At 59.9% G+C, this 25,867-nt stretch carries 21 protein-coding genes; 8 read left to right on the top strand and 13 right to left on the bottom strand.

Translation table 11 applies throughout. The annotated features are described in order from the left end of the window. Window positions 1–62: 62 nt before the first annotated feature. Both JDW18_RS09615 and ilvD read right to left on the bottom strand, forming a co-directional pair. Window positions 63–1,076 carry a Bug family tripartite tricarboxylate transporter substrate binding protein gene (locus JDW18_RS09615; protein WP_218243395.1) on the bottom strand — a complete coding sequence of 338 codons (1,014 nt, stop codon included), beginning with the start codon at window positions 1,074–1,076 and terminating at the stop codon, window positions 63–65. Between the two features lie 115 nt (window positions 1,077–1,191). Further along, window positions 1,192–3,051 (bottom strand): dihydroxy-acid dehydratase, encoded by a 1,860-nt coding sequence (gene ilvD / locus JDW18_RS09610; protein WP_218243394.1) that lies wholly within the window; start codon window positions 3,049–3,051, stop codon window positions 1,192–1,194. Between the two features lie 162 nt (window positions 3,052–3,213). Between ilvD and JDW18_RS09605 the strand changes: the two genes are divergently transcribed. The 5 genes from JDW18_RS09605 to JDW18_RS09585 all read left to right on the top strand — a co-directional run bounded on the left by JDW18_RS09605 (window position 3,214) and on the right by JDW18_RS09585 (window position 11,365). After that, a complete protein-coding gene (locus JDW18_RS09605) occupies window positions 3,214–3,879 on the top strand; it encodes a response regulator transcription factor (RefSeq protein ID WP_218243393.1) in 666 nt (221 codons plus the stop codon). After that, on the top strand, window positions 3,876–5,357 hold the full coding sequence (locus JDW18_RS09600) for a sensor histidine kinase (RefSeq protein WP_218243392.1): 1,482 nt from the start codon (window positions 3,876–3,878) through the stop codon (window positions 5,355–5,357). Before JDW18_RS09605 ends, JDW18_RS09600 begins: the two co-directional genes overlap by 4 nt. 115 nt (window positions 5,358–5,472) lie before the next feature. Then, on the top strand, window positions 5,473–6,708 hold the full coding sequence (locus JDW18_RS09595; protein WP_218243391.1) for an efflux RND transporter periplasmic adaptor subunit: 1,236 nt from the start codon (window positions 5,473–5,475) through the stop codon (window positions 6,706–6,708). Window positions 6,709–6,735: 27 nt separating this feature from the next. Continuing rightward, the gene (locus tag JDW18_RS09590) at window positions 6,736–9,921 is read left to right on the top strand and encodes an efflux RND transporter permease subunit (protein ID WP_218243390.1); all 3,186 of its coding nucleotides are present in this window, start codon (window positions 6,736–6,738) and stop codon (window positions 9,919–9,921) included. After that, a complete protein-coding gene (locus tag JDW18_RS09585; protein ID WP_218243389.1) occupies window positions 9,914–11,365 on the top strand; it encodes an efflux transporter outer membrane subunit in 1,452 nt (483 codons plus the stop codon). Before JDW18_RS09590 ends, JDW18_RS09585 begins: the two co-directional genes overlap by 8 nt. 78 nt (window positions 11,366–11,443) lie before the next feature. Here the strand turns inward: JDW18_RS09585 and JDW18_RS09580 are convergent, their stop codons facing one another. Continuing rightward, window positions 11,444–11,680, bottom strand: a complete 237-nt coding sequence (locus JDW18_RS09580) for a TIGR04438 family Trp-rich protein (RefSeq protein WP_218243388.1) — start codon at window positions 11,678–11,680, stop codon at window positions 11,444–11,446. A gap of 109 nt (window positions 11,681–11,789) precedes the next feature. On the opposite strand from JDW18_RS09580, the gene JDW18_RS09575 reads away from it, so the two are divergent. Further along, window positions 11,790–12,095, top strand: a complete 306-nt coding sequence (locus JDW18_RS09575; protein ID WP_218243387.1) for a c-type cytochrome — start codon at window positions 11,790–11,792, stop codon at window positions 12,093–12,095. 190 nt (window positions 12,096–12,285) lie between these two features. Here JDW18_RS09575 and typA read toward each other — a convergent pair whose 3' ends face one another. From typA to JDW18_RS09540, 7 genes are all read right to left on the bottom strand, one after another. Further along, window positions 12,286–14,112: a translational GTPase TypA gene (gene typA, locus JDW18_RS09570; RefSeq protein WP_218243386.1), complete on the bottom strand. Its 1,827-nt coding sequence runs from the start codon at window positions 14,110–14,112 to the stop codon at window positions 12,286–12,288. Continuing rightward, window positions 14,109–15,101 carry a tRNA pseudouridine(55) synthase TruB gene (truB, locus tag JDW18_RS09565; RefSeq protein ID WP_218243385.1) on the bottom strand — a complete coding sequence of 331 codons (993 nt, stop codon included), beginning with the start codon at window positions 15,099–15,101 and terminating at the stop codon, window positions 14,109–14,111. The genes typA and truB overlap by 4 nt, the downstream gene beginning before the upstream one ends. Before the next feature lie 3 nt (window positions 15,102–15,104). Further along, window positions 15,105–15,482, bottom strand: coding sequence for a 30S ribosome-binding factor RbfA (rbfA, locus tag JDW18_RS09560; RefSeq protein ID WP_218243384.1), 378 nt, complete (start codon window positions 15,480–15,482; stop codon window positions 15,105–15,107). 96 nt (window positions 15,483–15,578) lie between these two features. Next, the gene (gene infB / locus JDW18_RS09555) at window positions 15,579–18,410 is read right to left on the bottom strand and encodes a translation initiation factor IF-2 (RefSeq protein WP_218243383.1); all 2,832 of its coding nucleotides are present in this window, start codon (window positions 18,408–18,410) and stop codon (window positions 15,579–15,581) included. Window positions 18,411–18,433: 23 nt separating this feature from the next. Continuing rightward, window positions 18,434–19,921, bottom strand: a complete 1,488-nt coding sequence (gene nusA, locus JDW18_RS09550) for a transcription termination factor NusA (RefSeq protein ID WP_218243382.1) — start codon at window positions 19,919–19,921, stop codon at window positions 18,434–18,436. Between the two features lie 84 nt (window positions 19,922–20,005). Next, window positions 20,006–20,602 carry a ribosome maturation factor RimP gene (gene rimP / locus JDW18_RS09545; protein ID WP_218243381.1) on the bottom strand — a complete coding sequence of 199 codons (597 nt, stop codon included), beginning with the start codon at window positions 20,600–20,602 and terminating at the stop codon, window positions 20,006–20,008. A 181-nt stretch (window positions 20,603–20,783) separates the two neighbouring features. After that, window positions 20,784–21,164 carry a thioredoxin family protein gene (locus JDW18_RS09540; protein ID WP_218243380.1) on the bottom strand — a complete coding sequence of 127 codons (381 nt, stop codon included), beginning with the start codon at window positions 21,162–21,164 and terminating at the stop codon, window positions 20,784–20,786. Window positions 21,165–21,363: 199 nt separating this feature from the next. On the opposite strand from JDW18_RS09540, the gene JDW18_RS09535 reads away from it, so the two are divergent. Further along, window positions 21,364–22,350: a DnaJ C-terminal domain-containing protein gene (locus JDW18_RS09535; RefSeq protein ID WP_218243379.1), complete on the top strand. Its 987-nt coding sequence runs from the start codon at window positions 21,364–21,366 to the stop codon at window positions 22,348–22,350. 10 nt (window positions 22,351–22,360) lie between these two features. Beyond that, window positions 22,361–22,699 (top strand): chaperone modulator CbpM, encoded by a 339-nt coding sequence (locus JDW18_RS09530; RefSeq protein WP_218243378.1) that lies wholly within the window; start codon window positions 22,361–22,363, stop codon window positions 22,697–22,699. A gap of 95 nt (window positions 22,700–22,794) precedes the next feature. Here the strand turns inward: JDW18_RS09530 and JDW18_RS09525 are convergent, their stop codons facing one another. The 3 genes from JDW18_RS09525 to JDW18_RS09515 form a co-directional block, all read right to left on the bottom strand. Beyond that, complete coding sequence (locus tag JDW18_RS09525; RefSeq protein ID WP_003056362.1) at window positions 22,795–22,956, bottom strand: hypothetical protein; 162 nt, start codon at window positions 22,954–22,956, stop codon at window positions 22,795–22,797. Window positions 22,957–23,151: 195 nt separating this feature from the next. After that, the gene (locus tag JDW18_RS09520; RefSeq protein ID WP_218243377.1) at window positions 23,152–24,780 is read right to left on the bottom strand and encodes an ABC transporter ATP-binding protein; all 1,629 of its coding nucleotides are present in this window, start codon (window positions 24,778–24,780) and stop codon (window positions 23,152–23,154) included. Then, window positions 24,777–25,847: an ABC transporter permease gene (locus JDW18_RS09515; RefSeq protein ID WP_218243376.1), complete on the bottom strand. Its 1,071-nt coding sequence runs from the start codon at window positions 25,845–25,847 to the stop codon at window positions 24,777–24,779. Before JDW18_RS09515 ends, JDW18_RS09520 begins: the two co-directional genes overlap by 4 nt. Between the last annotated feature and the right edge of the window lie 20 nt (window positions 25,848–25,867).

The following is a 25,867-nucleotide window of genomic DNA, read 5'->3' as shown; positions in this document are numbered from 1 at the left end:
GCCACACCGCATCAGCCACACACTGCAGCCGTGCCTCTCGCACAGCCAACTCCAGACTGGCGTCAGCGACTGGATGAGGGCAGCAGGCTCCGCTCCGCCGCCGTCTCGCGCACGCTTTGCGCGGTCTCTTCCATCATGTCGTGCAGTCGCTGCGGCTTGCCACCCAGAGCCTGCACGCCAAGGCTTTGCAGGCGCTCCTGCACCGCGGCATCCTGCAAAGCAGCATTAGCAGCCACATTCAGGGTCTGCACCACAGCGGCTGGCGTGCCTGCTGGCGCAACAATTCCGAACCAGGTGATAGCCAGTTCATTGAGCGTGGGGTGGCCCAGTTCCTTGAAAGTGGGCACCTGTGGCAAAGCGGGCAGGCGCTGTTGCGCAGCCACGGCAAAGGGAATCAGCCGGCCCGATGCCACATGGGCGGCCGATGAAGGGTATTGGTCGCTGAGCACCTGCGTCTCACCCGAAAGCGCACTGCTGACCACCGGCCCCTGGCCTTTGTAGGGAATATGGTGCAGCTTGATCTTGAGATCGGCATTGATGCGTTCCGCAATCAAGTGGCCGATGGAGCCCCCCCCCGATGAACCGATGTTGAGCTGGTCGGGCTTGCTGCGCGCCAATGCAATGAACTGCGCATAGTTGTGCGCACCAAGCCCCGGGTGCAGCGAAAACACAGAAGGGATGGAGGCCAGCGCCACGACCGGCACAAATGCCTTGCCCGGATTCAGGCGGGCACTCTGAGGCAGCATGACGGGGTTCACTACCAGCGTGCTGATGGTGCCAAGGCCCAGGGTATAGCCATCTGGCGCCGCATGGGCCACATATTCGGCGCCAATCAAGCCACCCGCACCGGCCCGGTTATCCACCACCACAGGCTGACCCAGGCTGGTGTGCATGGCCTCCGCCACCAGGCGTGCCACGATATCGGTAGAGCCTCCCGGCGTGAAGGGAACCACCAGCCGCACTGGCCGCTGCGGATAGCGCCCGGCATCGGCGGCCTGCGCCGTCATCACCGCCCCCAGCATGGCCAGCAACCCTGCTGTCTTCAGCCAAAAGAAGGGGCGAGCGGCGCGGGACATGGAAATCACTTTCTGGTTGGGCAATAAAAACAGCCGCACGACTTGCATCGGGCGGCTGCAGGATTGTCCTTCAGCACGGAAACCCGTGCTGACGAAATGACGAAACAGACGTAACTTAGTCGTCCAGCAGAGACAGGTCGCGCACGGCGCCCGTATCGGCGCTGGTCACCAGCTTGGCATAGGCCTTCAGCGCCGCAGAAATCTTGCGGGGACGGGCCTCTGCAGGCTTCCAGCCCTTGGCGTTCTGCGCTTCGCGGCGCTTGGCCAGTTCCTCATCGCTGACCAGCATATTGATGGTGCGATTGGGAATGTCGATGCGGATCATGTCGCCGTTCTGCACCAGACCGATATTGCCGCCAGCAGCCGCTTCGGGCGAGCAGTGACCAATCGACAGGCCAGACGTACCACCCGAGAAGCGGCCATCGGTCAGCAACGCGCAGGCCTTGCCCAGGCCCTTGGACTTCAGATAACTGGTGGGGTACAGCATTTCCTGCATGCCGGGGCCACCCTTGGGACCTTCGTAGCGCACGATGACCACATCACCGGCCTTGACCTTGTCGTTGAGGATGTGCTCCACGGCTTCGTCCTGCGACTCCACCACATGGGCCGGGCCTTCAAAGACCAGGATGGATTCGTCCACACCAGCGGACTTCACCACACAGCCATTCAGGGCGATATTGCCGGTCAGCACGGCCAGGCCGCCTTCCTTGCTGAAAGCGTGCTCGTAAGAGCGGATGCAGCCTTCTGCGCGGTCCAGATCCAGGCTGGGCCAGCGGGTGTTCTGGCTGAACGCAACCTGAGTGGGAATGCCAGCAGGGCCAGCCATGTAGAAGGTCTTGACGGCTTCGTCGCTGGTGCGGGTGATATCCCACTGCGCCAGAGCTTCAGCCATGGTCTTGGCGTGTACGGTAGGCACATCGGTGTGCAGCTTGCCCGCACGGTCCAGCTCGCCCAGGATGGCCATGATGCCGCCTGCGCGGTGCACGTCTTCAATGTGGTACTTCTGCGTGTTGGGCGCCACCTTGCACAGCTGAGGCACAACGCGCGAAAGGCGGTCGATGTCGGCCATGGTGAAGTCGATACCGGCTTCCTGGGCGATGGCCAGCAGGTGCAGGATGGTGTTGGTGGAGCCGCCCATGGCGATATCGAGTGTGATGCAGTTCTCGAAGGCCTTGAAGCCCACGGAGCGTGGCAACACGGACTCGTCTTCACCTTCATAGTATTCGCGGGCCAGCTCCACAATGCGGCGACCGGCGCGCTTGAACAGCTGCTCGCGGTCAGCGTGCGTAGCAACCACGGTACCGTTACCGGGCAGGGACAGGCCCAGCGCCTCGGTCAGGCAGTTCATGGAGTTGGCCGTAAACATGCCCGAGCAAGAACCGCAAGTGGGGCAAGCCGAACGTTCGACCTGGGCCACCTCCTCGTCCGAGAAACGCTGGTCAGCAGCGATCACCATGGCGTCCACCAGGTCCAGTTTCTTGAACTCGATAACCTTGGTATCGGGGTTGGCCAATTTGGTCTTGCCCGCTTCCATGGGGCCGCCAGAGACAAAAATCACTGGAATGTTCAGGCGCATGGCGGCCATCAGCATGCCGGGGGTAATCTTGTCGCAGTTGGAAATACACACCAGCGCATCAGCGCAATGGGCATTGACCATGTACTCGACCGAATCGGCGATCAGATCGCGGCTGGGCAGCGAGTACAGCATGCCGTCGTGGCCCATGGCGATGCCATCATCGACCGCGATGGTGTTGAATTCCTTGGCCACACCGCCCGCCGCCTCAATCTCACGGGCGACCAGTTGCCCCAGATCCTTCAGGTGCACGTGCCCGGGCACAAACTGAGTGAAGGAATTGGCAATGGCAATGATGGGCTTATCAAAGTCGCCATCTTTCATGCCGGTGGCACGCCACAGGGCGCGCGCACCGGCCATGTTGCGGCCACCAGTGGAAGTCTTGGAACGGTATGCGGGCATGGGGGATAAGTCTGCTTGTATCAGACGTTTTAAGACAAAAACAGACCATTATGTCCCAGCGCCTCCCTCACGACTGGCGAATAAAACCAGCGCCAGCACACCACTGCTTCGCATTTGGCGCAAAAATGGCAGTCAACTATTTCTTCTTTTCACAAAAAAGCCATGCGTGTTCTCGTTGTTGAAGACGATCCCGCCCTGCGTCTGGGCATTAGCCGCATGCTGCAGGCCGAAGGCTGGCAGGTCGATGCCGTCACCGATGGCGAATACGCCCTTTCCGCAACAGCAACGCAGGACTACGACGCTGCGGTGCTGGATCTGGGCCTGCCCCGTCGCGGCGGCCTGGATGTGCTGGCTCGCTGGCGTGGACAAGGAAAAGATCTGGCAGTGCTCATACTGACCGCCAATGACGGTGTCAGCAGTCGCGTTCAGGGGCTCAACAACGGTGCAGACGACTATCTGGCCAAGCCCTTCGAGCCCGATGAGCTGGTCGCCAGACTGAGAGCCATCACCCGCAGACGCAGCGGCAACGCCAGCAATATGCTGAGCCTGGGGCAGCTTCACTTCAACACGGATACCAAAGAGCTGTACTGCGATCAGGAGCGCCTGGCCCTGAGCCCGCGTGAAGCTGCGCTGCTGGAGCTGCTGCTGTCCTCCAAAGGCAGTGCCGTGCCCAAGGCCCGCATCATCTCGGCCATGTCGAGCTGGGAGAGCAATTTCAGCGCCAATTCCGTAGAAATTTACGTACTCAAGCTGCGGCGCAAGCTGGCGCCAGCCGGGGTCAATATCGTCACCATACGTGGCGTGGGCTATGCGCTGGAGCAGCTGTGAACACACGCGTGGGCCGGCATAACCTCAACCCGCTGGGCTGGATCAACCCCAGCCTGCTCAAGCAGCTGATGCTGCCCGTGGTCTCCCTGTGGATTGCCTGCGCCATTCTAGCCACCAGCGCCGCCTATCTGCTGGCAGGGCGCAGCACCAACACCTCGTTTGACCGCCTGCTTGCTGACGATGCCCAGGCCCTGTCAGCACAGCTGCGCTGGAACGACGGCATCGCCAGCTTCGTGGCCAACAAGGAAACCGCAGACTCTCTGGTCTTTGACTCCCTTTCGCTGAGTCACTACTCGGTGCACACCGCCAACGGGCGCAAGCTCATGGGGGATATGCATCTGGAGATTCCTGAAATTGAAGCCCGCACGGACAAGCAGGCTCTTTTTTTTGACCACACAGGGCGTCACAGCGGTCTGGCTTTAAGAGTGGTGGCCCAGCGCATACAGCCCTCCCCCACCGATGAGGCTGTCTGGGTCGTCGTTGCTGAATCCAAGGAAAAGCGCAGGCAGGTCAAGAACGATATCGCCAGCGCCATCTTTTTGCCGGCCCTTCTGGCCGGCTTTGTCATCATTCCGCTCTTCTACTACAGCATTCGCAGCGCACTCTCTCCCACGCGCCAGCTCAGCGCACTGGTGGTGGCCCATGGCGATGACAATCTCTCGCCCTTACCCGTCGATCAGGTGCCGCAAGAGCTGCGTGAACTCGTCGCCCATACCAACTCGCTGCTGCAGCGGCTGCAGTCTTCCGTCAATGAGCAGCGCCGCTTTATTGCTGATGCAGCCCATCAGCTGCAAACCCCCATGGCAGGCATCCGGCTGCTGGTCGGTGATATGCGGCGCACCCAGAAGGCTGACCCCAGCCAGCCCATGGATGCAGAGGTGCTGGCGCAGCTCGATGAAGTGGCTACGCGCGGTGCACGCATGGTCAAGCAACTGCTGGCCTTTGCCCGCGTTGCCGAAAACTCGGCAGCCGAGCCGGAACGCTTCGATGCCGTAGATGCCGTTCTGGAGCCAGCAACCCGGTGGCGCAACGCTGCACAGACGGCTGGCAAAACGCTTCAAGTGGTCAACAACGTCGACCCCGCGCAAGAATTTTTTCTGCACGGCTCGCCCATTTTGCTGGGCGAGGTGATCTCCAACCTGCTGGACAACGCCATTCGCTACGGCGGCTCACACATTGAACTGCAGTTGCACCATCACCAAAATGACCTGATCGTGCAGGTGCAGGACAACGGGCCTGCGCTCGACGCCCATGCACGCGAGCACCTGCTGCTACCCTTCTGGCGCGGCAACCATGGCCAGCCGGAGGGCTCTGGCCTGGGCCTGTCCATTGCCCAGCGCATCATTGAACGTCTTGGCGGCCAGTTTGCGCTGGCAGATAAGCCCGGTCTGGGTGCCTGCTTCCAGATCACATTGCCCTGCGAAGTCCAGTCTTTTTCAAGCCGCGATATCGAGGAGGCAGACGGGACACAAGCTTGAGGTTTTCAAGCAGACATAAAGCTTGCCGGACTTAAGTTCGGCTGCACTGTCGCTGGATCAGGCCCGCAGAGGCCATCCGGCGCTACCCCGCAGCCCGAACCAAGGATGGCCAGCCATGACAGCTTCAGCCCCACAAAAACCAGCTCCTACCCAGTCATCCAAACGCCTCGGCATCATTGCTGGCGCAGCCCTGATCTGCATTGCCGCAGTCGGCGGCGTGATCTACGCGGGCACCCACAACGCACAGGCAGAGGAAGCCCCGGCAGAGAGCATTGCCGGGAAGGTGGACAAAGGCATTGTGCGGGTGCAACCCGACCAGGTCGCCAGCTTTGAAATCGGCAAGCCAGAGACCCACGAGTTTCGCAATGTGCGGCACTCCATCGGCGTCATTGATTTCAACCAGGACCGCACCAGCAAGGTGTACTCACCCTACCAGGGCCGTGTCTCTCAGGTTCTGGTCAAGGCCGGAGATGATGTCAAGGCGGAACAGGTGCTGTACACCGTGGCAGTGCCCGATATGGCGCAGGCCGCATCCGCGCTGATCAGCACCAGCGCCACCTTGCGCAATGCCAACGAAACGCTCAAGCGCACCGAGGCTTTGGCCAAGGACAACAGCATTCCCCAGAAGGAATATCTGCAGGCACAGACCGATCAACAAACGGCCCGTGCCGCCTACGATGCGGCGCGCCAGAATCTGCGCCTGTTTGACCTGGGTGATGCCGAAATCAGCCGCATCGAAAAAGACCGCAAGATCGGTCTGGAATTCGCCGTCAAAAGCCCTATTGCAGGCCGCGTAACGCAGCGCGCCGCACAACCAGGGCAGCTTGTGCAGCCCGGCAGCGATCCGGCTCCCATGGTGGTCTCGGACATGCGCTCGCTGTGGATGGTGGCCAATGTGCCAGAGTCAGAGTTCAGCCAGTACCGCATTGGCCAGCCCGTACAAGTGCGTGTCTCGGCCTGGCCTGACAAGAGCTTCGAGGGCAAGGTTTCCTATGTGGGCGACAGTGTGGACGCCGACAGCCGCAGATTTGTGGTGCGCGCTGAAGTGAGCGACCCCGAGCATGTGCTGCGCCCGCAGATGACGGCCGATTTCAACATCACTGTGGCAGCGGCTGAAGACAGCCTGTCAGTTCCCGCACAGGCCGTGGTGCGCGAAGGCAGTGGCCGCGATGTGGTCTGGCTGGCCATGGGCAAGGACGCCAAAGGCCCGCTGTTCACCAAGGCGGCCGTGGTGCGCGGCAAGACCGCTGACGGCTGGGTACAGATTCAGGAAGGGCTCAAAAGCGATCAGCTGATTGCCCGCAAGAACGCGCTGTTCCTGAGCAGCCTGTACGAGACCAACGCCCAGTAAAGCCAGGGCTGATTCAGGAGTATTGCCGTGTTCCGACCTTTACTGGCTTTTGTTCTCTCGCGCCGCCCCATTGTCCTGCTGGCCTTGCTGGCCTTCATGGGTGCAGGCCTGTTTGCGTTCTCCAGGCTCAATGTGGAAGCCTACCCCAACCCTGCGCCCGTGATTCTGGAAATCACGGCGCAGGCGCCAGGCATGTCCGCCGAAGAGATGGAGCGTTACTACACCCGCCCGATGGAAGTCGGGCTGGCCACCACGCCCAATGTGGACAACATCCGTTCGACCTCGTTCTACGGCCTGTCCTTTGTGCGCATCACGTTCAAGTACGGCACCGACTACTATTTCGCGCTATCGCAAGTGTCCAATAATCTGCAGGCCAACGTCAACCTGCCCAATGGGGTGCAGCCGCAGATTCAGGCGTCCAGCCTCGTGGGCGAAATCCTGCGCTATCAGGTCAAAGGCAACTCCAACTACAGCCTGACTGATTTGCGCACGCTGCAGAACTGGGTGATTGAAAAACGCCTGCTCACCGTTCCCGGTGTGGTGCAGGTGGTGACCTGGGGTGGCACAACCAAGGAATACCACGTCGATGCAGACCCCAAGCGCCTTGAAGCCTATGGCATCACGCTGAAAAATCTGCTGGATTCCATTGGCAATGCCAACCTCAATGTGGGTGGCCGTGCCATCAGCGTGGGCGACCAGTCCGTCAATATTCGCGGACTGGGTCTGGTCAACAATCTGGACGATATTGCCAATATTGTCGTGGGCCAGAAAAACGGCATGCCGGTGCAGATCAAGGATGTGGCCAACATCAAGGAAGGCACAATCCCGCGTCTGGGCGAAGCCGGTCGGGACAAGGAAAACGATGTGGTGACGGGCGTCGTCATCATGAACCGCACGCTGCACACCAGCGATGTCATCGACAAGGTCAAAGCAGCAGTTCAGAAAATCAACGCTGATGGCACCCTGCCAGCAGGCGTTCAGCTGGAGCCCTACTACGACCGCGCCGTTCTGGTGGGCGTGACCACGCACACCGTGCTGCACAACCTGATCTTTGGCTGCCTGCTGGTGTTCTTCATTCAGTGGGTGTTTCTGGGCGATCTGCGCAGCGCCGTGATCGTCAGTATCAACATCCCGTTTGCACTGTTCTTCAGCATCATGATGCTGGTGCTCACCGGGGAATCCGCGAACCTGCTCTCCCTGGGTGCGGTGGACTTCGGCATCATCGTGGACGCGGCGGTGATTCTGGTGGAAAACATTTTCCGCAACTTCCAGCGCCAGCCCGCGATACGAGCGGCCATGCTCAGAGATATGGCCAAGGGTGCTGACGGCGCCCGCACCCAGCCCAGCGATGGCTGGACTACCAGGCTGCGCATGATCTACCTGAGCGCCACCCAGGTGGACAGCTCGGTGCTGTTCTCCACCTGCATCACGATTGCGGCCTTTACTCCGCTGTTTGCCATGCAGGGTGTGGAAGGCCAGATTTTTGGCCCCATGGCACGCACCTATGGCTATGCGCTGGCCGGTGCACTGATCGCCACCTTCACCATCACCCCTGTGCTGGCCAGCTATCTGCTGCCAGGCAAGATCGAGGAAAAGGAAACCTTTGTCGTTCACGCCATTCACCGCATCTATGAACCTGCACTGAGCTGGGTTCTCAAAAATGCGCGTCTGGTCGTGCTAATGGGCATGGTGGCTCTGGCTGGTGGCGCACTGATGGCCACCCAGCTGGGCAGCGAGTTTCTGCCAGCGCTGGAAGAAGGCAATCTGTGGATTCGTGCCTCCATGCCGCCCACCATCTCGCTGGAAGCCGGTCGTGACCGCACCAACCGCATGCGCCGCATCATTGATGAGTACCCGGAAGTCATCACCGTGGTGTCGCAGCATGGCCGCCCTGACGATGGCTCTGACGCTTCCGGCTTCAACAATGTGGAGCTGTTTGCCCCCCTGCAGCCTTTTGAGAAATGGCGCCCCGGCATGACCAAGGAGCGCCTGGTCAATGAACTGCAAACCCGCTTTGCCGCAGAGTTTCCGGGCGTCAGCTTCAACTTCTCGCAGTACATCCAGGACAACGTTCAGGAAGGTCTGTCTGGCGTGAAGGGCGCCAACTCCGTCAAGATCATCGGCCCCGATCTGCCCACTCTGGAAAAGATTGCCGATCATGTCTATGAAGTCATGGGGCATATCGATGGCGTGGCCGACCTGGGCGTGTTCCATGTGCTGGGCCAGCCCAATATGAACATCCAGATCGACCGCCAGAAGGCTGCCCGCTATGGCCTGAACACCGGCGATGTGGCCAACACCATCCAGACAGCACTGGCAGGCACGCAGGCCACTGCCGTGCTGGAAGGCGAAAAGCAGTTTGGCCTGACCGTGCGCTTTGCCGAAACCAGCCGCGCCTCACCCGAGAGCGTGCGCAATCTGCGCGTGGGTTACACCACAGCCTCGGGCGGCACCTCCTATGTTCCGCTTTCAGATATCGCGGACATCACGCTGGATACAGGCGCCACCTATATCTACCGAGAAAGCAACGAGCGCTATATCCCCATCAAGTTCTCGGCCCGTGGCCGCGATCTGGGCAGCACCGTCAGCGAAGTGCAGCGCCGCGTTGCACAGGAAGTGCACCTGCCACAGGGTTACCGCATCATCTATGCCGGTGAGTTTGAAGCCCTGCAACAGGCCAAGGCCCGCATGCTGATTGCCATTCCCGTGGCCTTCTGCCTGGTGTTTGCGCTGCTGTATGCGCTGTTCAACAACTTCACCTATTGCCTGCTGACTCTGGCGTCTGTGCCCTTTACCGTCATCGGCGGCATTCTGGCGCTCTATGTCTCGGGGCAGGTGCTCAGTGTCTCTGCCATCATCGGCTTTATCTCGCTGCTCGGGGTTTCTGTGATGGACGGGATTCTCATCCTCGGCGTGTACAAAGATTTGCGCGCCAAGGGCTATGAACCCGCCCGCGCCGTGGGCGACGCCTATCGCAGCCGCATGCGCCCATTGCTGATGACTGCTCTGTCCGCCTGTATCGGCCTGCTGCCTGCTGCCATCTCTCACAGCATCGGCAGTGAAGTCCAGCGCCCACTGGCCACCGTGGTGGTTGGAGGCATGCTGATTGGCCCCATTTTCCTGCTGCTGGTCGTTCCGGCGCTACGCCTTGTAGTGCTGCGCCGCATGAAACCCGATACCCGCCGCCAAGGTCTGGGAGGCAAACGTGCATAAAGTTCTTCAATCCACTCCTGCGGTTGCGCTGGTGCTCTCTGCCTGCTGTGCGCTGCTCTCGGGATGCGCTGCAGGCCCTGACTACAAACGCCCCGAGCTGACAGCGCCGCAGTCATTGACACGCGCCCCCATCGCTAGCAGCCTGCCTGCCAGCGGCGACAGCGAAATCAGCAGCCAATGGTGGCAGGCGTTTGGCAACGCGCCACTCAACGCCATGGTGCAAGAGGCACTGAACAACAGCCCCAGCATCGAGGCAGCCCAGGCCACTTTGCGTGCAGCGCGCCAGAACGTGATTGCGCAGCGCGGCTACTTCCTTCCTTCTGTACAGGTGGGCTACAACCCCTCGCGCCAGAATGCCGGGCAATCCATGTCGGCACCGCTGAACAATGGCGACTCGCTCTACACCTATCACACCTCACAGCTCAGCGTCTCGTACAACCCCGATCTGTTTGGCGGCAACCGGCGCCAGGTTGAAGGCCTTGAAGCTGCGCAGGAAAACCAGCGCCTGCAGTTGCAGGCGGCCAAGCTGAGTCTCGCAGCCAACCTGGTCGCGGCGGTCATTCAGACCTCCATGCTGCAAGAGCAAAGCAGCTTGCTGGAGCAAGCCGTGCAGGCCGCGCAACAGCAGCTGCAACATATGCGCAAGCAGCAAGCCAGCGGCTATGCCAGCGGCATGGATGTTGCGACTCAGCAAACTTTGTTGCTGCAGTTGCAGCAGCAGTTGCCGCCGCTGCAGAAATCGCTTGAGCAAACACGCAATCTGGTTGCAACGCTGATGGCCCGCTCTCCAGACCAGGCTCCCGCCATCTTGCCGCTGTCGGATTTCAAGCTGCCCCTGCTGCCGCAAGTCGTGCCATCTCAGCTGGTTGAGCAGCGCCCCGATATCCGCGCCGCAGAAACTCAGGTGCAGCAAGCCAGCGCAGCCGTCGGTGTTGCCACCGCAGCCAGACTGCCGCAACTAGGCCTTTCTGCCGCTTATGGCGGCGGCGCAACCAGCTTTGCACGCATGTTCTCGGCGGCCAATATCACCTGGTCTCTAGGTGCCAGCCTGCTGGCGCCGATCTTTGATGGCGGCACACTGAAAGCGCATCAAAAAGCTGCGCAGGCGGAACTGGAAGCCTCGGCCGCCAGCTACAAAAGCACCGTACTGAGCGCATTTCAAGATGTTGCCAATGCCCTGTATGCCGTGGATACGGACACCCGGGCACTGCAAATGAGCCAGGACAGCGAAAGCGCAAGCCAGACCACCTGGAAACTCAGCGACTCCCAGCTCAAGGCTGGATATGCCAGCCTGCCCACGGCGCTGGCAGCCAAGCAGTCATGGCTGCAGGCACGCGCAGCCAGTGTGGCAGCGCAAGGTGGGCTCTACGGCGACGTTGTGGCCCTCTACCAGTCGCTTGGCGGCGGCGTGCTCAACACCGCTGCCAAAGCAGAAACGCCATAGGCTGAGAAATTCAGGCCAGCGCCTTGCGCAAGAGCCTCTGACCTCACTCCCTCTTGCCCGGCGCCTGCCGGGCTTTTTTCAGCGCTTCTTGCCAGGCTGCATGGCCTCTTTCTGGCGCTGAATGCGTTGCTGTTTGCGCTGATCCATTCTTTCCACAGCTTTGCGCTTGGTATAGCCCGAAGCATCTGCCCAGGCCCACCAGACTGCCGCACTGGCATACACCCCGATGATGTACCACCAGCTCCATGACGCCACAGGACCGATTTCGGCAAGCTTCAACAGTGACAGCAGAATCGCCAGACCTAACAAATACATACACCCTCCCTTTATTTCTCAACAGTGACTACATCAAACAATATGCAATGTGGGCACTACAATGCGGTAAAACTCAAACCTCAGTTTAAAACTGCCCCGGGAACTCATGATGAAGCAAATTTTGATCGCTTTCGCCCTGTCCGCTGCTGCTGTGGCTCCCGCCATGGCCGATCAGGCACTGGCTCAATCCAAGAACTGCATGGCCTGCCACGCAGTTGACAAGAAGCTGGTCGGCCCGGCCTTCAAGGAAGTGGCTGCCAAGTATGCAGGCCAAAAGGACGCTGCTGACAAGCTGGCTGCCAAGGTGATCAAGGGCGGCTCCGGCGTGTGGGGCCCTGTTCCCATGCCCGCCAACCCCCAAGTCAACGACGCAGACGCCAAGAAGCTGGTCGCCTGGGTGCTGTCGCAGAAGTAATCTGTTTGAGCAGCAGCGAAAGCTGCCAACCAACAAAAAAACCGCATGCCAGTCATGCGGTTTTTTGTTGCGCTTGCATCCGCCAGCCATTCCCGTAAGCGGCAAGGCCTCAGCAAGTTAGCAAACGAACGAAGCAGACATGAAAAAAGGCCCCGGAGGGCCTTTCTCTATTCATCAGCCAGGCTGTGAATTACGCATCACGCGAAGCGCGCTTGCGGTCGTGTTCCTTCAGGAAGCGCTTGCGCACGCGCAGGCTGGTAGGAGTGATTTCCAGCAGCTCGTCGTCTTCGATGAATTCCACGCCGTATTCCAGCGACAACTCGATAGGAGGCGTGATCTTGATCGCGTCTTCCTTGCCGGACACGCGGAAGTTGGTCAGCTGCTTGGTACGGGTCGCGTTCACCACCAGATCGTTGTCACGGCTGTGGATACCGATGATCATGCCTTCGTACACGGGGTCGCCCGCCTTCACGAACATGCGGCCACGGTCGTCCAGCTTGCCCAGGGCGTAGGTGAAGATTTCACCGTCGTCCATGGAGATCAGCACGCCGTTCTTACGACCGCCGATTTCACCCTTGTAGGGCTCGTAGCTGTCGAAGATGTTGGAGATCAGGCCGGAACCACGTGTCAGGTTCAGGAATTCGTTGGTGAAGCCGATCAGGCCACGGGCAGGAATACGGTATTCCAGACGGACGCGACCGCGGCCATCGGGTTCCATATTCACCAGTTCGCCCTTGCGCTCGCCCAGGGCTTGCATCACGCCGCCTTGGTGACCATCTTCGATGTCGGCAGTCACCAGCTCGATAGGCTCATGCTTTTCACCGTTGATCATCTGCATCACGACGCGGGGCTTGGACACTGCCAGCTCGTAACCTTCGCGGCGCATTTCTTCCAGCAGAATGGTCAGGTGCAGTTCACCGCGACCGGACACTTCAAAGATACCGTCTTCGTCGGTTTCCTTGATGCGCAGAGCCACGTTGGAGCGCAGTTCCTTGGTCAGGCGGTCCCAGATTTGACGGCTGGTCACGTACTTGCCTTCACGACCTGCCAGAGGCGAGGTGTTCACGCAGAAGTTCATGGTCAGGGTAGGCTCATCAATCTTCAGCATGGGCAGAGGCTGGGGATTGGCGGGGTCGACGATGGTTTCACCGATACCGATGTTTTCGATACCGCTGACCAGCACGATTTCCGAAGGACCGGCTTCCGTGGCTTGCACGCGGTCGATACCCTGGAAGGTGTGAACCTGGTTGATCTTGCCGGTGTAGCTCTTGCCGTCAGGACCGGCCATCACAGCCACTTGCTGACCGGGCTTCAGAGTACCCTGGGTGATACGGCCCACGCCGATACGGCCCACGAACGTGGAGTAGTCCAGAGCGGAAACTTGCAACTGCAGGGGCGCCGAAGCATCGCCCTGCACAGAAGGCACGTGGTCGAGGATGGTGTCGAACAGGGCCGACATGTCTTCACCCCACTTGGCACCTGGCTCGCCCTCTACCTTGGAAGACCAGCCGTTGATGCCCGAAGCGTAAACCACGGGGAAGTCCAGCTGCTCATCGGTAGCGCCCAGCTTGTCGAACAGGTCGAAAGCGGCGTTGATGACCTTGTCGGGGTTGGCACCAGGCTTGTCCACCTTGTTCACCACCACGATGGGGCGCAGGCCCAGGGCCAGAGCCTTCTTGGTCACGAAACGCGTCTGAGGCATGGGGCCTTCCTGCGCATCGATCAGCAGCACCACGCCGTCAACCATGGACAGCGCACGCTCCACTTCACCACCGAAGTCCGCGTGACCGGGTGTGTCAAGAATATTGATGTGGGTGTCCTTCCAGGACACGGCACAGTTCTTGGCCAGAATGGTAATGCCGCGCTCACGTTCGATGGCGTGGTTATCCATCACGGTATCGACGACTTTTTCGTGCTCGGCAAAAGTGCCGGACTGGCGCAGCAGCTGGTCCACCATGGTGGTCTTACCGTGGTCAACGTGCGCAATGATCGCAATGTTGCGGATTTGTTTGCTCATAATGTTTCCAAAATGCCGCTTGCTTGTGGACGCGGCGTTCCTTCCAAAATTTGTTGAATTTCTAGCGGACTGAGCAGGCGCTCGGGGATCAACTCCCCGCTCACCACACGGCCTACCCCCAAAAGGGCATGCGGGCGCTCACCATACACCGCCACGGCCGGGGCATCTGCCCAAGACCCTCGGCGGCGCAAGCCTGATAGATAGCGTCCTGCATCCTCTTCACCCAGCGTGACGACGGCATGACGATGCAGCAATGCATCCACAGGCTCAACCTGTGCAATGCGCTCTTCATCGTTCATGGCTTCCAGTGCTTCCAGCGTCACGCAGCGCGACACATCGATGCCGCCGGTTTCCACACGGCGCAGAAAACGCAAGTGGGCTCCACAGCCCAAGGCCTCGCCCACGTCTTCGCCCAATGTACGGATATAAGTGCCCTTGCTACAGGTCACTCTCATCTTGATAGCTGGATGCCCTTGATCGTCCTGCACCAGCGACAGATTCAGTGCATGAATCGTGACATCGCGTGCGGGGCGCTCTACTTCAATGCCTGCGCGGGCATATTCGTACAGAGCCTTGCCATCTTTTTTCAAGGCGCTGTGCATGGGCGGCACCTGCTTGATATCGCCCGTGAACTGTGCCTGAACCTGCGCCAGACGCTCGGGCGTGATGGCGGCCAGATCGACCGCACGCTCCAGCACCACGTCCCCTTCGGCGTCGGCCGTGGTCGTGGTCTGGCCCAGGCGGGCGATGGCCTCGTAGGTTTTTTCGGCTTCGAGCTGAAGCTGGCTGAATTTGGTTGCAGCGCCAAAGCACAGCGGCAGCACGCCACTGGCCAGCGGATCCAGCGTGCCGGTATGCCCGGCCTTTTCGGCGCGCAGCAGCCACTTGACCTTCTGCAAGATATCGTTGCTGGACCATCCCAGCGGTTTGTCGAGCAGCAACACCCCATGCACAGGGCGCCGCTGCACCCGGGTGCGAGGGGCGTTCATGTGCTATTCCTGTTCGGGACCGCGCGACGCCACTGCCTTGGCGATCAAGGCATTCATATCGGAAGCGCGCTCTGTCGTGCGGTCGTAGATGAAGTGCAGCGTGGGCACAGTGTGAATGTGCAGACGCTTGAACAGGCCGTTGCGCAGAAAGCCTGCGGCCTGGTTGAGTGCTTGCAGCGTCACTTCAGGATCGCCAACCAGCACGCTGAAAAACACCTTAGCGTGGGCATAGTCAGGAGTGACCTCCACGCCTTGCAGCGTGACCATGCCAACGCGCGGGTCCTTCAACTCGCGGGCGATCAGCTCCGACAGATCACGCTGGATCTGGTCAGAGACTTTGAAGCTGCGGTTCGGTGCAGCAGATTTACGTTTGGTTGCCATGTATCAAAAAAGGAGCTTGTAGCGCTCTACCTGCAAAGGGCTTGAGGCCTTTTGAACCTCAAACCCTTGTCTATCAAGCGCTAGCAGCTATAGCTTTTACAGCGTACGAGCGATTTCCTTGATCTCGAAGACTTCCAGCATGTCGTTTTCTTTGATGTCGTTGTAGTTGCGCAGCTTGATACCGCACTCGAAGCCTTCCTTGACTTCCTTGACATCGTCCTTCATGCGGCGCAGAGACTCGATCTCACCCGTGTAGATGACCACATTGTCGCGCAGCAGACGGAAGTGTGCATTGCGAGTGACGTGACCTTGCGTGATGTACGAACCGGCAATGGTGCCGATCTTCGTTGCCACGAACACGGTACGGATTTCGGCCATACCAATGATCTCTTCGCGCTTTTCTGGAGCCAGCATGCCGGACATCGCAGCCTTCACCTCATCCACGGCGTCGTAGATGATGTTGTAGTAGCGGATATCCACATCGTTGCCTTCAGCGGTCTTGCGGGCCTGAGCATCCGCACGCACGTTGAAGCCGATGATGATGGCCTTGGAAGCCAGCGCCAGGTTGACGTCGGATTCGGAGATACCGCCCACGCCGGAGTACACCAGCTGAACCTTGATCTCTTCGGTCGACAGCTTGAGCAGCGAGGCAGCCAGAGCTTCCTGCGAGCCTTGCATGTCGGCCTTGATGATGATGGGCAGAGTCTGCACATCGCCAGCGGACATTTCGGCAAACATGTTTTCCAGCTTGGCAGCTTGCTGCTTGGCCAGCTTGGTGTTGCGGAACTTGCCAGCGCGGTAGGTGGCGATTTCACGGGCACGACGCTCGTCGCTCAGCACCATGAAGTCATCACCCGCCTGGGGCACTTCGTTCAGACCCTGAATTTCCACAGGGATGGAAGGACCTGCCGACTTGCTCTGCTTGCCGTCTTCGTCCAGCATGGCTCGCACGCGGCCATAGGTCTGGCCTGCCAGCACCACATCGCCCACCTTCAGCGTACCGGACTGCACCAGCACCGTAGCCACGGTACCGCGGCCCTTGTCCAGCTGGGCTTCGATCACGATACCCTTGGCAGCTGCGTCCACAGGCGCCTTGAGTTCCAGCACTTCGGCCTGCAGCAGCACTTGCTCCAGCAACTCGTCGATGCCCATGCCAGTCTTGGAAGACACAGCGATGAACGGAGAGTCGCCACCGTATTCTTCGGGCAGCACCTCTTCCACCACCAGTTCCTGCTTGACGCGGTCGGGGTTGGCATCGGGCTTGTCTGCCTTGGTGATGGCCACCACGATAGGAACACCAGCCGCCTTGGCGTGCTTGATGGCTTCCTTGGTCTGAGGCATCACACCGTCGTCGGCAGCCGCCACCAGAATCACGATGTCGGTGGACTTTGCACCGCGAGCACGCATGGCCGTGAAGGCCTCGTGACCGGGAGTGTCCAGGAAGGTGATGATGCCGCGAGGCGTCTTCACGTGGTAGGCACCGATGTGCTGCGTAATGCCGCCAGCTTCGCCCGACGCAACCTTGGTGCGACGGATGTAGTCCAGCAGAGAGGTCTTGCCGTGGTCAACGTGACCCATCACGGTCACCACAGGAGCGCGAGCCAGCAGCTCGGCTTCGGCGCTGGAGACTTCTTCATCCGTGAAGGCTTCCAGATCGTCCAGTGCAGCCACCTTGGCGGTGTGACCCATTTCTTCCACCACGATCATGGCGGTGTCCTGGTCCAAAGGCTGGTTGATGGTGACCATCTGGCCCATCTTCATCAGCACCTTGATCAGCTCGGAAGCCTTGATGGCCATCTTGTGGGCCAGTTCGGCCACAGTGATGGTTTCTGGCACCGAGATTTCCAGTTGGCGGAACTCAGGAGCCTGCTGTTGGTGCTGTTCGTTGCGGTCATTGCCGCGACGGCCACCACGCGGACCACCGCGCCAGTTGGAACGGCCCACGCCACCGGAGCTATCGCCACGGGTCTTGATTTCCTTCTTCTTGCCTGCGTCGTTGGACCAGCTCGAAGACAGCTTCGCGGACTTGACTTCCTTGCCTGGTCGTGCGCCGTTGCCAGCGTTGGCACCTGCATTGGCTGCGCCAGCGGGCTTGTTGCCATCCTTGGCATTGGCGGGCTTCTTGGCCTCAGCAGCAGGAGCAACCTTCTTGGGCTCTTCCGGCTTCTTGGCGACCAGCACCTTCTTGGGTGCAGCCATCATGGCGCGAATCGCTTCCGCTTCGGCCAGCGCCTTGCGACGACGCTCGTCCAGATCCTTGGCGCGGGTCGCTTCTTCAGCGGCCTTGGCCTGCGATTCTGCTTCTGCCTTTGCACGAGCCTCAGCCTGTGCGGAGACACGAGCGGCGGCTTCTGCCTTGTGCTCGCGCTTTTCTTCTTCCTTGGCAGCCTTCGCTTCTGCTACCTTGGCCGCTTCAGCTGCTGCATAAGCAGCTGCGCGCTCCTCGGCTTCACGCTCACGGCGCTCGCGCTCTTCGCGCTCTTGACGTTCCTTGGCCAAATCTTCTTCCTGATGGAGCAACTGCTCTGCCTGTCGGCGAGCTTCTTCTTCACGACGTGCCAGCTCTTGAGCTGCGGCACGCTCCTGCACAGCCTTGGCCATGCTCTCAGCATTGGCCTGGACTTCTGCTGGTGTGTCTTCGCGCTTCACAAAAGTGCGCTTCTTGCGCACTTCCACTTGAATCGTGCGGGCACGGCCCGAGGAATCCGCCTGCTTGATCTCGCTGGTGGACTTCTTGGTCAGCGTAATTTTCTTGGCACCGCTGCCATGGCTGGCTTGCAGATGCGACAGAAGGCGTTGCTTGTCGCCTTCAGTCAGCGCATCCGTTGCGGTGGTTTTATCAACCCCGGCCGCCTTGAGCTGCTGCAGCAAGGTGTCAGGGGTCGTATTGCGTTCTTGTGCAAACTCTGCAACCGTATTACTAGACATAGATGCTCTGAACCTCCCTGACCTTACTCTTGCCCATCGGCGAACCAGTGTTCACGTGCCTTCATGATCAAAGCCTTGGCTTCTTCGGCGGTCTGACCAGTAATTTCGGTCAGCTCGTCGATCGCCAGATCGGCCAGATCGTCGCGGGTGTGCACGCCAGCCTGCGCCAGCTTGTCCACCAGGTCGGACGTGATACCTTCCAGTGACAACAAATCTTCAGATGCCTTGCTCACGTTTTCTTCGCGGGCAATTTCCTGGCTCAGCAGGGCATCCTTGGCGCGGCTGCGCAACTCGTTGACTGTCTCTTCGTCGAAACTTTCGATTTCGAGCATTTCCTGCAGCGGCACGTAGGCCACTTCTTCCAGGGTCTCGAAACCTTCATCAATCAGGATGTTGGCGATTTCCTCGTCCACATCCAGCTTTTCCATGAACAGAGCGCGAGCGCCAGCCGATTCGTCAGCCTGCTTCTGGGCAGACTCGGCAGCGTCCATGATGTTGATCTTCCAGCCTGTCAGCTCGGACGCCAGGCGCACGTTCTGACCACCACGGCCAATGGCGATCGCGAGGTTTTCCTCGTCCACCACCACATCCATGGCGTGCTTTTCTTCGTCCACCACGATGGACGACACATTGGCAGGAGCCAGAGCGCCAATCACGAACTGGGCGGGGTCTTCGGACCACAGCACGATGTCCACGCGCTCGCCAGCGAGTTCATTGGTCACAGCGTTCACGCGAGTACCGCGCACACCGACGCAGGTGCCGATGGGGTCCACGCGCTTGTCGTGAGAGATCACGGCGATCTTGGCGCGGCTGCCAGCATCGCGGGCGCAGCTCTTGATCTCCAGCAGGCCTTGTTCGATTTCAGGCACTTCATTGCGGAACAGTTCCACCATGAATTCAGGGGCCGAGCGCGACAGGACAATGGGAGCGCCGCGCAGTGTGACGTCCACTTCCATGATCATGGCGCGAACGCGGTCGCCGTTGCGCAGATTTTCCTTGGGGATCATCTCGCCGCGCTTCAGACGGCCTTCCACGCGACCGGATTCGACAATGATGTCGCCCTTGTCCATGCGCTTGACGGTGCCGGTGAAGATTTTTTCGCCACGGGCCAGGAATTCGTTGAGCAGCATTTCGCGCTCGGCATCACGAATCTTTTGCAGGATGACCTGCTTTGCAGCCATGGCACCGATACGGCCGATGGGCAGCGATTCGATCTGCTCTTCGATGAACTCACCCACCTGAATACCGGGCACGCGGTCTTCCGCATCCATCAGCATTTCTTCGGCCTCGGGGTTTTGCAGGCCTGCGTCATCGGACACAACCACCCAGCGACGGAAGGTGTCGTAGTCGCCGCTTTCGCGATCGATGGACACGCGGATGTCTACTTCACCTTGGTACAGCTTCTTGGTGGCTTGTGCCAGCGCGGATTCCACGGCACCAAAAACCACATCGCGTTCCACGTTCTTTTCACGCGAAATGGCTTCAACCAACATCAACAGTTCGCGATTCATGCGACGACTCTCCTATTTCAATCACACAAAGAGGACTCAGCTTCCAGCCTCTTTGCCCCAAAAGATTCCAACGCTCCAGCCGCCTCACTCAGGCTTGGCCGCGCGTCCTTTGAAATTCACAATCGGTGCCAGACGTGCTTCACGCAGTTCATCCAGCGTAAAGCCCATGGCCTGCAGCGGTGCAGGCTCACGTTTCTTGCTCACTCGCACGCCAGGCTTGACGGGAGGCTCATCGCTCCAGACGATCTGCCAGCCACCTTCTTCAGTACGCTCCAGCGTGCCGCGAAATTTTTTACGGTTTGCACTGATCTTGTCGCCACCGGCGGCGCCGATGGGTTGCTTGAGCGTCAGATCAACGACCGCACCCTCAAAGCGAGTGAAGTCCTGCTCATGACGCAGCAAACGATCGATACCCGGAGAAGAGACCTCCAGGCGGGCATAGTCCACGCCGTCCACTTCCAGCGCAAACTGCAGCTGACGCGTTACCTTTTCGCAATCTTCCACTGTCACGAACTGTTCAGGGATTTCAACCCCTTCAGGCAGCTCAGGCGCAGCTTCCTCCGGCGCCTGCCAAGGCAAATCAATCGTGATGCGCAGCAGTCCACCCGCTGTGCGTTCAATTTCAACCAGGTCGTAACCTAGACCTGTCACGGTTTGTTCAACGATTTGCTGTAATGCCACGTGTATTCAGTTCAGTCCCGAAAAATCCGTCAAATCAGGCACTTAGTGTTGCTGTTTGCAGCACTTCGCCGTGATTTGCCCAAAAAAAACGGGCGGTGTGTACCCGCCCGTTTGGTCGTGAAGCCGTGATTGTAGCCGCAAACCATTGTTTTCGCAAAAAGAGCCAGACATAAAACAGCTCTCAGCGCAAGACTTCCTGTAAGTCATCAGCCTTTAACAGGCGCTGCAGCAAATCCTGAGCCTCCTGCGCGTCCGAGGGCTTTGCCGCAGCGTCCTCAGGCAGCGACTGCAGCATGCGCGCCAGCACACCCGGCTGGGGCAGAACCGGCCCCAGAAAACGGGCCTGAGCGCCTTGCGCTATCAATATGGATGGGAAGGTTTCAATATCCAGATCGCCCGCCACATCCTCACGGTCTTCCACATCCAGCCAGACAAATCGCATCTGCGGAAACTGGGCAGCCAGTTGCTCAAACGGCTGCTGATACTGTTTACAGGTGCCGCACCATGCAGCACACAGACAGACCACCAGCCATTCATCGGCCTTGTTCATTTCTTTCGTCATCTCTTCAAACCCCTGGAGCCGGCGGCTGCCGACCCTGCTTCAGCGGGCGGCGCCCATATTAGCGCCAAACGCATCAACGGCGCAGAACCCTCTTGAACCGACCGACCTGCGCCCTTATTCTTTCCTGTAGTGCATTGGCAATGTGCAGCCTGAAATAGGCCCGGCATTGCTACGTTTTGGCTCGACAACTGGTGATTCCATGGACTACAAGGACTATTACAAGATACTTGGCTTGGACAAAAGCGCCTCGGCCGACGATATCAAGAAGGCCTACCGCAAGCTCGCCCGCAAATACCACCCCGACATCAGCAAGGAAAAAGACGCCGCTGCCCGCATGGCCGAGATCAACGAGGCCAACACCGTGCTCTCGGATGCAGAAAAGCGCGCCGCCTATGACGCCATGGGCAGCGAAGCCCAGTTCGCGCAGCGCGCCGGTGCACAGGGCCAGGGTGGATTCCGCCCACCGCCAGACTGGGACCAGCAGGGCTTTCACTCCAACAGCCATGGCAACAGCGCTGGCGATGCCGACTTCAGCGACTTTTTCTCGCAGATGTTTGGCCAGGGTGCCCGCGCCAGACGCAGCCAGAGCAGCGCCAGCAGCCAAAGCGGGGCAATGCCCGATATGCGCGGGCAGGATCAGCACGCCAGCATCGAACTGGATCTGGAGGACAGCTACAAGGGCGCCATGCGCTCACTGCACCTGCGCAGCACGGTGCTGGATGAGCAAGGCATGCCCAGCTACAAGAATAAAGAATTGCAGGTCAGCATTCCCAAGGGCGTGCGCGAAGGCCAGATGATTCGTCTGGCTGGTCAGGGCAACCCGGGGCTGGGCAAAGGTGCTGCAGGCGACTTGCTGCTGGAAGTGCATTTCCGCAGCGACCCGCGCTGGTGGTCCGAAGGCAAGGATGTCTATCAGCGTGTGCCGCTGGCCCCCTGGGAGGCGGAACTGGGCGGCCCCGTGCCATTCAAGACACTGGCGGGCGAGCTGGAAGTGACCGTACCTGCTGGCTACCGCTCCGGGCGCAAGCTGCGCGTCAAAGGCAAGGGCTTGCCCGCCTCTGTGCCCGGCGACCTGTATCTGGTGCTGGATGTGGTGTTCCCCCCCGCTGCCACGCCCGAGCAAAAACAGGCTTATGCCGAATTTGCCAAGGCATTCCCCGGCTTTGATGCCCGTAGCCTGAGTTGAGAGGCCGCTGATGACCAACCCGAACTACCCTTTCTACGAGCCCGCTGAGTTACTGGACCAGACCATGCTGAGCCTGCAGGAGCTGGCACGCCACTGCGCCACCAGCCCCCAATGGGTGATTGAGCATGTGCAGACAGGCGTTTTCAGCTATGACAATGAGAGCAGCACAACCACCGTGCAAGTCTCCAGCGAGCAATGGCGCTTCAGCAGCCAGACCCTGGTGCGCGCGCGGCGCATCGCCCAGCTGGAACACAGCTTTGATGCTGACCCTCAGCTGGCTGCGCTGACCACCGACCTGATTGAGGAAGTGCAGCAGCTGCGGCGCCAGTTGCAGAACCTGCAGCGCTGAAACTGGCACTGCGCGCTTTTCACCCATAAAAAAACCTCGCTGAAAGGGCGAGGTTTTTTTATGCACTTCTGCGCGTGAAGCGCAGTCTGCATGAATTAGCCGTGGCGCTTGCCGGGCTGCTTCTTGCTGCGTGTGTGCGAACCACGCTCCAGGCTCACGCGCTGGCCACGGCCAGGAGTGGGCAAGGTCACGCCATTGGGTGCCTGAGGACGGGGAGTGGCCTTGCGGTCTGCTTCGGTAACGATCTTATTGCCCATGTCGAATTCTCAATTGGGAGGTTGAAAAGAGTCAATTAGGCCACAGCCAGAGAAATCCCGCCCAAAATAGACAAACTTTCGCGTGTGGATTCAGTGTTTTTCTGCATTCCACGGGGTTTTCTGGCCTTTTCACAACAGCATTTCAGGCATTTACAAGACCCCGCCTTTGCCTGTCATGCGCTGTGCGCTATCAATTCAGAGGGCAGCGGCACCCGCGCCTGCAGCTTCAATCAATTGACGCGTATAGGCCTGCTGCGGCTGGCTAAGCAATTGATGAATCTCGCCCTGCTCGACGATCTGTCCGTCTTTCATCACCAGCACCTCATGGGCCATGGCACGAATCACGTCCACATCGTGGGTGATGAGCAGATAAGCCAGCCCGCGCTCTTTCTGCAAGCGCTGCAGCAGAGCCAGCACCTGCTGCTGAATCGTCACATCCAGCGCGCTGGTGGGTTCATCCAGCACCAGCACCTCGGGCTCTATGATGAGCGCGCGCGAAATCGCCAGGCGCTGCCGCTGCCCGCCCGAGAACTCATGCGGGTAGCGCTGCAGCAGCCCGGGGAACTGCTCTTCAGTCATGCCCACCTCGGCCAGCATCTGGATGACGCGCTCGCTGCGCTGGACTTCATTCAGCTCTGGCGCATGAATCTGCAGCCCCTCACCCACGATTTCTTCCACCGTCATACGTGGGGACAGCGAAGAAAACGGATCTTGAAACACCACCTGAATGCGCTTGCGCATCTGCAAATTGCCAGCGCTGTTACGAATGGCGGGCTTTTGCCACTGCACGCCCACCACCTGCAGATCACCCGCATGAGGCAGCAGGCCCAGCACCGCCTGAGCCAGTGTGGATTTGCCCGAGCCGGATTCGCCAATCACGCCCAGTGTGCGACCCGCCTTGAGTGCCATATCCACGCCCTTAATGGCCACAAACTCCCCCTTGCGAAACCAGCCACGAATGCCCGGCAACGGCGTGGCATAGCTCACCTTGAGCGCCCGGGCCTGCACCACATCCGCCACACCGGCGGATAGTGGCTGGTCATTCACATTGCGCACAGGGCGGCTAGCCAGCAGCTTTTGCGTGTAGGCGTGCTGCGGGCTTTGCATGACCTGAGCCACCGCGCCCTGCTCTACCAGCAGGCCTTTTTCCATGACCGCCACACGATCGGCAAAGCGTCGCACTAGGTTCAGGTCGTGGGTAATCATCAGCACGGCCATGCCGGTCTGGCGCTGCAGATCAGCCAGCAGATCCAGAATCTGCCCCCGCAGCGTCACATCCAGCGCTGTGGTGGGCTCGTCGGCCAGCAGCAAACGCGGACGGCTGGCCAGCGCCATGGCAATCATGGCGCGCTGCCGCTGGCCGCCGCTGAGCTGGTGGGGAAAGCTCTGCGCACGGCGCTCGGGCTCGGGAATGCCGGTGGTAGCCAGCAGCTCCACCGCCTGCTTGCGCGCCTGCGCTTTGCTCAGCGCCTGCTTGAGCTGCAGCACCTCCGCCACCTGATCGCCCACCATCATCAGCGGGTTCAGCGCCGTCATAGGCTCTTGAAAAATCATGGCGATGTCGTCGCCACGCACAGACTGCATCTCACGCTCTGAAAGGCGTAGCAGGTCGCGCCCGTCCAGCATGGCCTGGCCGCTTAATTGGGCATCACCCACCAGGCGTAGCAAACTCAGGGCTGTGACGGATTTTCCCGAGCCGGACTCCCCCACCAGCGCCAGCTTTTCGCCAGCTGCCATGTCAAAGCTCACGCCCTGCACCACTAGCTTGCTGCCAAAGCGCACCCCCAGGTCGCGCACGCTCAGCAGATTTTTCTTCTCGCTCATGCCTTGCCTTTCGTTGCAGGGGTGGCCGCCTGTTTGCGCGGGTCCAGCGCATCGCGCAGTGCATCGCCCATGAAGGTCAGCAGCAGCAGCGTCAGCACCAGCACGCCAAAGGTGAACAGCGAAATCCACCATGCATCGATATTGTTTTTGCCTTGTGAGAGCAGCTCACCCAGACTGGGCGTTCCTGGCGGCACACCCAGACCCAGAAAGTCCAGTGAGGTCAGCGCCAGTACCGCACCACTCATGCGAAAGGGCAAAAAGGTAATCACCGGCGTCATGCTGTTGGGCAGGATGTGGCGAAAGATGATGGACTGGTTGCTGGCACCCAGCGCCTGCGCCGATTTGACATAGTCCAGCTGGCGATTGCGCAGGAATTCGGCCCGCACATAGTCGGCCAGCCCCATCCAGCCAAACAGGCTCAGCAAGATCAGCAGCAGCGAGACGCTGGGCGCGAACAGCGCACTGAAGATGATGAGCAGGTACAGCTCAGGCATGGAGCCCCAGATTTCCGTAAAGCGCTGAAAGGCCAGATCGGTCTTGCCACCAAAAAAGCCCTGTACTGCCCCCGCCAGCACACCCAGCAACACGCCAACGATCGTCAGCGCCAGGCCAAACAGCACGCTGACGCGAAAGCCATAGATCAGTTGCGCCAGCAGGTCGCGCCCACGGTCGTCCGTGCCCAGCCAGTTGTCAGCCGATGGACCTGAGGGGTTGGGCAGCTTGGCAAAGTAGTTGATGGTGGCCTTGCCATAGCGGTTGATGGGGAAGATGGCCCAGTTATCGCCCGCCTGTAGCTTTTGCTGGATGAAGGGGTCCAGGTAATCGGTGGGCGTATGAAAGTCACCGCCAAACGTGGTTTCCGGGTAGTCGTGCAGCAGCGGCAGATAGGTCTGGCCTTCATAGCGCACGATCAGCGGCTTGTCGTTGGACAGCAGTTCCGCAAACAGACTGAGCACCACCAGAGCGCCAAACACCAGCAGGCTGATAAAGCCCAGACGGTTGGCCTTGAAACGCCGCCAGGCCCTGCGCCCCGGAGATTCAGAACGACTTTTAACTCCTGAATTCATAGCTGATAGCGCTTGATCTA

Source organism: Comamonas fluminis, assembly GCF_019186805.1.
Taxonomy (GTDB): domain Bacteria; phylum Pseudomonadota; class Gammaproteobacteria; order Burkholderiales; family Burkholderiaceae_C; genus Comamonas; species Comamonas fluminis.
The sequence above is the reverse complement of the archived record's forward strand: the minus strand, read 5'-3'. Positions and strand labels throughout refer to the sequence as shown.

Bases quoted from the DNA above. Each gene is read 5' to 3' on its own strand.
- JDW18_RS09530 (WP_218243378.1), top strand. From the start codon at position 22,361: ATGACCAACCCGAACTACCCTTTCTACGAGCCCGCTGAGTTACTGGAC.
- JDW18_RS09525 (WP_003056362.1), bottom strand. From the start codon at position 22,956: ATGGGCAATAAGATCGTTACCGAAGCAGACCGCAAGGCCACTCCCCGT.
- JDW18_RS09580 (WP_218243388.1), bottom strand. From the start codon at position 11,680: ATGTATTTGTTAGGTCTGGCGATTCTGCTGTCACTGTTGAAGCTTGCC.
- JDW18_RS09515 (WP_218243376.1), bottom strand. From the start codon at position 25,847: ATGAATTCAGGAGTTAAAAGTCGTTCTGAATCTCCGGGGCGCAGGGCC.
- JDW18_RS09615 (WP_218243395.1), bottom strand. From the start codon at position 1,076: ATGTCCCGCGCCGCTCGCCCCTTCTTTTGGCTGAAGACAGCAGGGTTG.
- JDW18_RS09605 (WP_218243393.1), top strand. From the start codon at position 3,214: ATGCGTGTTCTCGTTGTTGAAGACGATCCCGCCCTGCGTCTGGGCATT.
- truB (WP_218243385.1), bottom strand. From the start codon at position 15,101: ATGAACGCCCCTCGCACCCGGGTGCAGCGGCGCCCTGTGCATGGGGTG.
- JDW18_RS09535 (WP_218243379.1), top strand. From the start codon at position 21,364: ATGGACTACAAGGACTATTACAAGATACTTGGCTTGGACAAAAGCGCC.
- JDW18_RS09575 (WP_218243387.1), top strand. From the start codon at position 11,790: ATGAAGCAAATTTTGATCGCTTTCGCCCTGTCCGCTGCTGCTGTGGCT.
- JDW18_RS09540 (WP_218243380.1), bottom strand. From the start codon at position 21,164: ATGACGAAAGAAATGAACAAGGCCGATGAATGGCTGGTGGTCTGTCTG.
- typA (WP_218243386.1), bottom strand. From the start codon at position 14,112: ATGAGCAAACAAATCCGCAACATTGCGATCATTGCGCACGTTGACCAC.
- JDW18_RS09595 (WP_218243391.1), top strand. From the start codon at position 5,473: ATGACAGCTTCAGCCCCACAAAAACCAGCTCCTACCCAGTCATCCAAA.
- ilvD (WP_218243394.1), bottom strand. From the start codon at position 3,051: ATGCCCGCATACCGTTCCAAGACTTCCACTGGTGGCCGCAACATGGCC.
- infB (WP_218243383.1), bottom strand. From the start codon at position 18,410: ATGTCTAGTAATACGGTTGCAGAGTTTGCACAAGAACGCAATACGACC.
- nusA (WP_218243382.1), bottom strand. From the start codon at position 19,921: ATGAATCGCGAACTGTTGATGTTGGTTGAAGCCATTTCGCGTGAAAAG.
- rbfA (WP_218243384.1), bottom strand. From the start codon at position 15,482: ATGGCAACCAAACGTAAATCTGCTGCACCGAACCGCAGCTTCAAAGTC.
- JDW18_RS09520 (WP_218243377.1), bottom strand. From the start codon at position 24,780: ATGAGCGAGAAGAAAAATCTGCTGAGCGTGCGCGACCTGGGGGTGCGC.